Here is an 8,562-nt window from a genome sequence, read left to right on the forward strand (position 1 = left end):
CTTTGTAGGATGAACGAAAATCTTGATCCTACTACTAAAGGATACAACTCAGAAGAATTAGATCTTGAAAAAAGATTGCGTCCGCTGTCATTTGATGATTTTGCCGGCCAGGACCAAGTTTTGGAAAATTTGAAAGTTTTTGTGGCCGCAGCCAATCAACGTGGCGAAGCGCTTGATCATGCTTTGTTTCATGGACCTCCTGGATTAGGAAAAACGACTTTGGCTAATATTCTGGCAAATGAGTTGCAAGTTGGTATTAAAATTACTTCTGGGCCTGTTTTAGATAAACCTGGTGACTTGGCTGGGTTATTAACTAATCTTGATGAGAGAGATGTTTTGTTTATAGACGAGATTCATCGTTTAAGTCCAGTTGTTGAAGAATATTTGTATTCAGCAATGGAAGATTTCAAAATTGATATTATGATAGAATCTGGTCCAAATGCCAGAACGGTTCAAATCAATTTAAATCCTTTTACTTTAATTGGAGCAACTACTCGTTCTGGATTATTGACTGCTCCAATGCGAGCTCGTTTCGGAATTTCTTCTCGTTTGCAATATTATTCAACAGAACTTTTAACTACGATCGTAGAAAGAAGTGCAGGAATATTAAAAATGCCAATTGATCTTGAAGCCGCAATTGAAATAGCAGGTAGAAGTCGCGGAACTCCACGCATTGCAAATGCCCTATTGCGTAGAGTTAGAGATTTTGCGCAAATAAAAGGTAACGGAACTATTGATATCGAAATTTCAAAATATGCATTAAAAGCATTAAATGTAGATGCTCACGGTCTTGACGAGATGGACAATAAAATTTTATTGACTATTATTAATAAGTTTAAGGGAGGTCCGGTTGGACTTTCTACATTAGCAACTGCTGTATCTGAAAGTAGTGAAACTATTGAGGAAGTTTATGAGCCTTTCCTGATTCAGGAAGGATTTATTATGCGTACACCTCGTGGTCGCGAAGTGACTGAGAAAGCATATAAACATCTAGGAAAAATAAACACAAATATACAGGGAGGTTTATTTTAATTTTTATGTCTGTTAGTTCAAAATATATCTATCCAAACCAATTATCAATAATTAGATTTTTTAGAGATGCTGAAGGCGTCCGTAGAAATCCGATTCCTTTTCATAGAAGATATTTTGAAAAATTTGGAGATTCTTTTTCTATTAGAATTGGTTTCTCAAAATATATAATATTATCAAGAGATAATGAGGTAGCTCAATATATTTTAGTTAAGAATCAGAAGAATTATCATAAATCTAAATTTCAATCAGTATATCTTTCTAAATATTTAGGAAGCGGACTTTTAACAAGTGATGGTGATTTTTGGTTAAAACAAAGACGCCTTATTCAGCCAGCATTTCATAAACAGAAGATGAATCAGCTTGTTGATAATATGAATTCGACTATTGCCTCAGAATTAGATAACTTGATTGAAGCAATGCCAATAGATCTTTTTCCTATTATGAGTAATTTGGCATTTAATGTTGTGGCCAAATCTTTATTTCAGCTCTCAGCAGCAGAGGATAAATTTCAACGTATTAAATTTATTATAGAGGAAGTTCAGAATTTCTTAATTAAAGAAATTAGACTTCCACATAAAGCTTGGTGGTTTTCATTGAGTGGTCAGGTAAGTAAACATCTTAAATTAGCTGAAGAGAATAATACTATTATTAGGAAAATTATTGAAGAAAGAAAAACGTCAGGTGAAGAAATAAATGATTTGCTTAATATGCTTTTGGAAACCAGATATGAAGATACTGGCGAAGGGATGTCTATTGAACAATTGATTGATGAAATTAAAGTTTTGTTTATTGCAGGACATGAAACAACAGCTAATGCTTTAACTTTTACACTTCAGCTTTTGGGAGGAAACCCAGAAGTACAGCAAAAAGTCTTTCAAGAAATAATGGAGATTGAATCACAAACGGATAATGTTATAGAACAGCTTCAAAAAATGGCTTATACCAATGCTGTTTTAAACGAGTCAATGCGTTTGTATCCGCCTGCTTGGATTACTGACAGGCAAAATCTGGAAGATGATTCTTTAGCTCAATTTAAAATAAAAAAAGATACTTTAATTGGAGTTTCTTTTTATGAATTGCATCGAAATCCTAAATATTGGAGTAATCCAGATGAGTTTATTCCAGAACGATTTCTTGGTGAACAAAAAAAGGAATCGATGCAGTATTTTTATCCGTTTGGTGCAGGTCCGAGAATGTGTATTGGAACTGGTTTTGCTATTTATGAGATGTGCTTAACAATAGCGCAGATTGTAAAAAAGTATAGAATTCAATCGAATAATGATGCTGTTCAATTCAATCCATTAATTACTCTAAAACCAGTTAACGTAGAAGTTTTATTCTTTAAACGATGAGTATCAATTCTAAAGAGACATATTCAAAATTTATAAAAGCGGAAGCGAAAAGACTGGGTTTTATTTCCTGTGGTATTTCTAAAGCAGGTTTTCTAGAGCAAGAGGCACCTCGCCTTGAAAAATGGCTAAATAACAACCATAATGGACAGATGTCTTATATGGAAAACCATTTTGATAAACGTTTAGATCCAACATTGTTGGTTGATGACGCAAAGAGTGTAGTTTCTCTTTTGCTGAATTATTTTCCATCTGAATCTCAAAATGACGAAAGTTTTAAGATATCCAAATATGCATATGGGCAGGATTATCATTTTGTTATTAAAGAAAAATTGAAAGAATTTTTACATTCAATTAAGGAAAATATTGGTGAAGTTTCTGGTCGTGCTTTTGTTGATTCTGCTCCAGTTTTAGATAAAGCCTGGGCAGCAAAAAGTGGCTTAGGCTGGATTGGGAAGAATAGTAACCTGCTAACTCAAAAAGTAGGTTCTTTTTATTTTATAGCAGAACTTATATTAGATTTAGACTTAGAATATGATCATGCTGTAACAGATCATTGCGGTTCTTGTACCGCATGTATAGACGCTTGTCCGACGCAAGCCATTGTAGCACCTTACATCGTTGATGGAAGCAAATGTATCTCTTACTACACAATTGAATTAAAAGAAAATCTTCCTTATGAAATGAAAGGAAAATTTGATGAATGGATGTTTGGATGTGATACTTGCCAAGATGTTTGTCCATGGAATAGATTTTCAAAACCACATTCTGAACCTTTGTTTAATCCGAATCCAGATTTACTTTCTTTTACCAAAAAAGACTGGATGGAAATAACGGAAGAAACGTTTAAGGTTATTTTTAAAAACTCTCCCATAAAAAGAACAAAGTTCGATGGTTTAAAACGAAATATTAGATTTTTAGAATAGAAAATCAAATTATTTTAACGATCTGATTTATAGTTTTTTAAGTTTTATATAGTAGGTAAAAACTTATTTTTAAATCTTACAAAATATTGTGTTTTCGTGTGTTTTTTCTGTAAGAATATGATTTATTCGTAATTCTTTAAGAAATTATGACCTCTTCATTATCAAATGTTTACAATTTTAAGTTATTACAAACAATTAACACTTGTTAAAATGTGTCGTTTAACGATTTTCTTTGCATTTTATCGAATAATATCTTCGGAATCCTAGTCTTTCCTATACTTTCGTAGCTCCAAAACTACTAATTTAATCCTGAAACGACTACGATATGAGTCTTTCGCTTATAATGCTTATGGTAAAATTTTACTATTACAGTGTTGAAAAAACTTTTTTCAAGCACTTAAAATCCAATTCCTACAATTTTTCGTATTTCACCTATATGCTAAAAACGATCATCAGTTTTTTAGCGTCACAATTTTCTGTTCCACAAACTCAAGTTGTCTATGCCTAACTTTACTTTTGCTCAGTCTAAATTTTTCAGACTTAATTTATTTGTTTTATTATTGATTTCGAGCGTTTCTTTTGCTCAGGTCTGTGGTACCCCTGGTGCCGATGGGCCAGTCAATGTATCTACTTCTATCAATACTTATTATCCGATCGCAACTTCAAGTAATTTGAGTTTGCCAATAGATTCTAAATCAATTACTCTAGGGGCAGTTCCTGCAACGGACTCTTATGGTAATAATTTTGGAGCAACACAAATTTCTGCGGGTGATTTGGTTTTAATTATGCAGATGCAGGATGCTACAATAAATTACACAAACAGCTCTGTTTATGGTTCAGGATCAGCCACTAGCGGTCCAGATAATGCAGGAGGGACAGGATTTACAAATGCTGGTAATTCAGGAGTTTACGAGTATGTTATTGCTACAAATAATGTTCCTTTAACAGGAGGAGTTTTGAATTTTACTGGAACAGGTAGTAATGGAGGTACTTTTAATAGTTATGTTAATGCTCCTCCAACCACAACATCTGGAAAGAAAACTTTTCAAGTTATTCGTGTACCGCAGTTTTCAAATTTAACATTAAGTTCTAATATAACAACTCCACCTTTTAATGGTGTTGCAGGAGGTATAATTGCTTTTAATGTATCTGGTACTTTTAATTTTAATGGATTTACTATTGATGGATCTGCAAGGGGATTTAGAGGAGGTTTTAGTCCTGTGGCAAATACCGGTGTAAATAATTCTGATACTTATGTTGGGCTTTCAACTAATACTGTAGTTTCTGGAAAAGGAGAAGGTATTGCGGGTACTCCAAAATATATGTGGGATGGTTTTAATGAAGTTACAATAGCTAATGAAGGATTGCCTAACGGATCAGCGGGTAGAGGTGCCCCAGCAAATGCAGGTGGTGGAGGAAATGACCATAATTCCGGCGGCGGCGGCGGCGGTAATGGTGGATATGGAGGACTAGGAGGTAAAGGTTGGCAAGGTGGCGAAGGAGCTCTAAGTCCTGCGACAGGTGGAGGAAGACCTGGATTTACTTCTTACATTGGATCCACACCTATTTTAACCAGACTTATCATGGGAGGAGGAGGTGGTGCCGGTGATGCTAATAACGCAATAAATGGTGTTAAAGGTGGAGTCGGTGGAGCTATTATTCTTATTAACGCAGGTAACATTCAAGGAACTGGAATTATAAGAGCGAATGGAGGAGATGGAGCGCCTGGTTCTTACGCAGGAGCGCCAGATGGTGCTGGAGGTGGTGGAGCAGGAGGAACTGTTTTCTTAAATATTTCGAATCAGGCTCCAATTGGCACAAATATTAATATTCAGGCCAATGGTGGAAAAGGTGGTAACACACTTAATGACGCTGGAAATTCGCACGGACCAGGTGGCGGTGGCGGTGGTGGTATCATCAGATACAAGGTACCCGGAACAGGAGTGACTATTACGACTTCTGTAGCTGGTGGTGCTTCTGGTAAGACTGATAATGGTAATGGAGAAGATCATGGTGCACAACCAGGGGTTTTAGGGTATGTGGCATCATTTAATTCTTCAGACGTACCTGCTTATCTACAAATTAACTCTAATTGTTTGGCTACACTCAATACTACAGTAAAGTCAGTAACAAAATCAGTTTGTAATAAAATAAACGAAACAGTTTCTTATGAAATTGAAATAACAAATACAGGTAGTGGTAATGCTGCTCAGGTTAGGGCTAATTTTGCATTTCCTACGGGAATTAATTTTGATTCTGCAACAGCTACTTATACAGGAAATGCATCCGGACCAACTGGTGCATTACCTAATACTGGAACTGGAGCTACAGCAGTTAGTCCAATTTTTGGTGGTTTTAATATTCCTTTGAATGGAGTTGTTAAAATAACATTGATTGGTAAAGTAGTTTCAAGTTTAGCTGCCGGACCATTAAGTGCCAATGCTCAGGCATTGTATTTGGATCCAACAAGAACAACGTCGGAGCCAAACAGGATGATTACACCAGCAATAAATTCTTTTGGGAGTAAAAATACGACTTATCAAACAGGTGGGGGATTGGCAGTTTTAGGTTCAAATTTTTCAGGATCAACTTCTACAGCAGATGATATCGCTGTTAAACCAACACCTGCCAAACCAACCATTAGTAATGGAGGTTCTCTAACATTTTGTCAGGGTGGAAGTGTGGTTTTGACTTCTAGTGCAGGAACAAGCTATCAGTGGTCAAATGGTTTAACAACCCAATCTATTACAGTATCAACTTCGGGCGATTACAGTGTTCAGGTAACAAATTCTGATGGTTGCCAAAGTGTGTCTTCGGACAATACTACGGTTACGGTTATACCCAACCCGTCGGCACCAACGGCTACGGCACAGTCATTCTGTTCGGCAGACAACAGTACGGTAGCGAATCTGGTTCCATCGGGATCTTCATACAAATGGTACAGCGCCTCAACAGGAGGTACTGCACTTGCAGGCACGACAGTTCTGGCTACAGGGAACTATTTTGTGAGCCAGACAACAAACGGCTGCGAGAGTACAAGAACTTCGGTTGCGGTAACGGTCAATACAAACCCTGTTATGCCGACTTTAAGTACTGTAACACAACCAACTTGTGGTACACCAACTGGAAGTTTTACAATTACAAATTATAATTCTCTATATACTTATTCTATAACTCCTATTGGAGCTACATTAAATACAACAACAGGTGTAGTTACAGGAACAAAAGGGATCTATAAATTAACAGCGACTTTAAATAATTGTACTTCTGATTTTTCTAATTCAGTAGAAATTAACTCTGAAATTTGTGCAGTTGATGACGACAGTTATGCAGTCCAGACTCCTGGCACAAGCACAGCGGTTGCGGTAGGCAATGTAAGGGATAATGATACGCTGAACGGAGTTTCTGCAAGCAGCACTAACACAGTGATTACAGCAGTTACGACAGGTCCATTGAGCATCAGTGCAAACGGAGATTTGACCCTTGCACCGAATACGACATCAGGCACCTATAAAATCACCTACCAGCTATGCGAGGCAGGAACCAATTCAACAAACTGCGATACTGCGGAAGCCACGGTAGTGGTAAAACGAGTAATCGATGCAGTTGACGACAACAGCTATGCAGTCCAGACCCCTGGCACCAGCACAGCGGTTGCAGTAGGCAACGTAAGGGATAATGATACGCTGAACGGAGTTTCTGCAAGCAGCACTAACACAGTGATTACAGCAGTTACGACAGGTCCATTGAGCATCAGTGCAAACGGAGATTTGACCCTTGCACCGAATACGACATCAGGTACCTATAAAATCACGTACCAGTTATGCGAGGCAGGAACCAATTCAACAAACTGCGACACTGCGGAAGCTACGGTAGTGGTAAAACGAGTAATCGACGCAGTTGATGACGACAGTTATGCAGTCCAGACTCCTGGCACAAGCACGGCGGTTGCGGTGGGCAATGTAAGGGACAATGACAAGCTGAACGGAGTTTCTGCAAGCAGCACGAACACAGTGATTACAGCAGTTACGACAGGACCATTGAGCATCAGTGCAAACGGAGATTTGACCCTTGCACCGAATACGACCTCAGGTACCTATAAAATCACGTACCAGTTATGCGAGGCAGGAACCAATTCAACAAACTGCGACACTGCGGAAGCTACGGTAGTGGTAAAACGAGTAATCGATGCAGTTGATGACGACAGTTATGCAGTCCAGACTCCTGGCACCAGCACGGCGGTTGCTGTAGGCAATGTAAGGGACAATGACAAGCTGAACGGAGTTTCTGCAAGCAGCACGAACACAGTGATTACAGCAGTTACGACAGGACCATTGAGCATCAGTGCAAACGGAGATTTGACCCTTGCACCGAATACGACCTCAGGCACCTATAAAATCACCTACCAGCTATGCGAGGCAGGAACCAATTCAACAAACTGCGATACTGCGGAAGCCACGGTAGTGGTAAAACGAGTAATCGATGCAGTTGTTGATACAATTACTCCTATTAATGGAAATCTAGGAGGAACAACAGTTTCATTAATAGATAACGATAAATTAAATGGAAATCAAGCTGTTATTGGAACCACTCCTGGAGAAGTAAGTATTAGCATTGTTGGTACATTACCGATAGGATTAACATTAAATACAGACGGAACCATTACAGTTGCTCCAAATACGCCAGCAACAAATTATAATATAGAATATACTATATGCGAAGTTGGTGCTAATCCGTCAAACTGCGATTCAGTAACCATCGTAGTTCCTGTAACAGTTGGGGATTTGGTAGCCAATCCAGATCCAGTAGGATCAGTTATCGGATCAAATACGCCTCAGACATTGGTAAATGTTTTAGAAAACGATACCAAAAACGGAACGAAATTAGATCCATCGGATGTTACATTATCAGTTTCAACGCCAGATCCAAAAGGATATCTGACATTGAATCCAGACGGAACAGTAACTTTAGGAGCGAATCCTCTAGCAGGAGATTATGAACTGACTTACACGATCTGTGAGAAATTGAATGCAGGAAACTGCAAATCAAACACAGTTACCGTAACAGTTGGAGTTCCAGTTATCGATGCAGTTGTTGATACCATAACTCCAATCAATGGAAACATCGGCGGAACAACAGTTTCATTGACAGCCAATGATACCTTAAACGGAAAATCATTTGTTCTTGGAACAAACCCTGGAGAGGTTACACTAAATATAGTTGGAGCACTTCCAGCTGGATTAACGCTGAATGCG

4 protein-coding genes are annotated in these 8,562 nt (G+C 38.0%); all 4 read left to right on the top strand.

Features of this window, described 5'->3' with window-relative positions; translation table 11 throughout:
• Nucleotides 1-9: 9 nt before the first annotated feature.
• Entirely contained in the window at nucleotides 10-1,032 is a 1,023-nt protein-coding gene (gene ruvB / locus VGE71_RS17580; RefSeq protein ID WP_331139475.1) for a Holliday junction branch migration DNA helicase RuvB, read from the top strand.
• Between the two features lie 5 nt (nucleotides 1,033-1,037).
• Nucleotides 1,038-2,384, top strand: a complete 1,347-nt coding sequence (locus VGE71_RS17585) for a cytochrome P450 (RefSeq protein ID WP_331139476.1) — start codon at nucleotides 1,038-1,040, stop codon at nucleotides 2,382-2,384.
• The gene (gene queG, locus VGE71_RS17590; protein WP_331139477.1) at nucleotides 2,381-3,307 is read left to right on the top strand and encodes a tRNA epoxyqueuosine(34) reductase QueG; all 927 of its coding nucleotides are present in this window, start codon (nucleotides 2,381-2,383) and stop codon (nucleotides 3,305-3,307) included. The genes VGE71_RS17585 and queG overlap by 4 nt, the downstream gene beginning before the upstream one ends.
• A 500-nt stretch (nucleotides 3,308-3,807) precedes the next feature.
• Nucleotides 3,808-8,562: beta strand repeat-containing protein (locus tag VGE71_RS17595; protein ID WP_414656178.1), on the top strand; the 4,755-nt coding region annotated here is incomplete at its 3' end.

The organism is Flavobacterium sp. (assembly GCF_036405015.1).
Lineage (GTDB): Bacteria > Bacteroidota > Bacteroidia > Flavobacteriales > Flavobacteriaceae > Flavobacterium.

Bases quoted from the DNA above. Each gene is read 5' to 3' on its own strand.
- ruvB (WP_331139475.1), top strand. From the start codon at position 10: ATGAACGAAAATCTTGATCCTACTACTAAAGGATACAACTCAGAAGAA.
- VGE71_RS17585 (WP_331139476.1), top strand. From the start codon at position 1,038: ATGTCTGTTAGTTCAAAATATATCTATCCAAACCAATTATCAATAATT.
- queG (WP_331139477.1), top strand. From the start codon at position 2,381: ATGAGTATCAATTCTAAAGAGACATATTCAAAATTTATAAAAGCGGAA.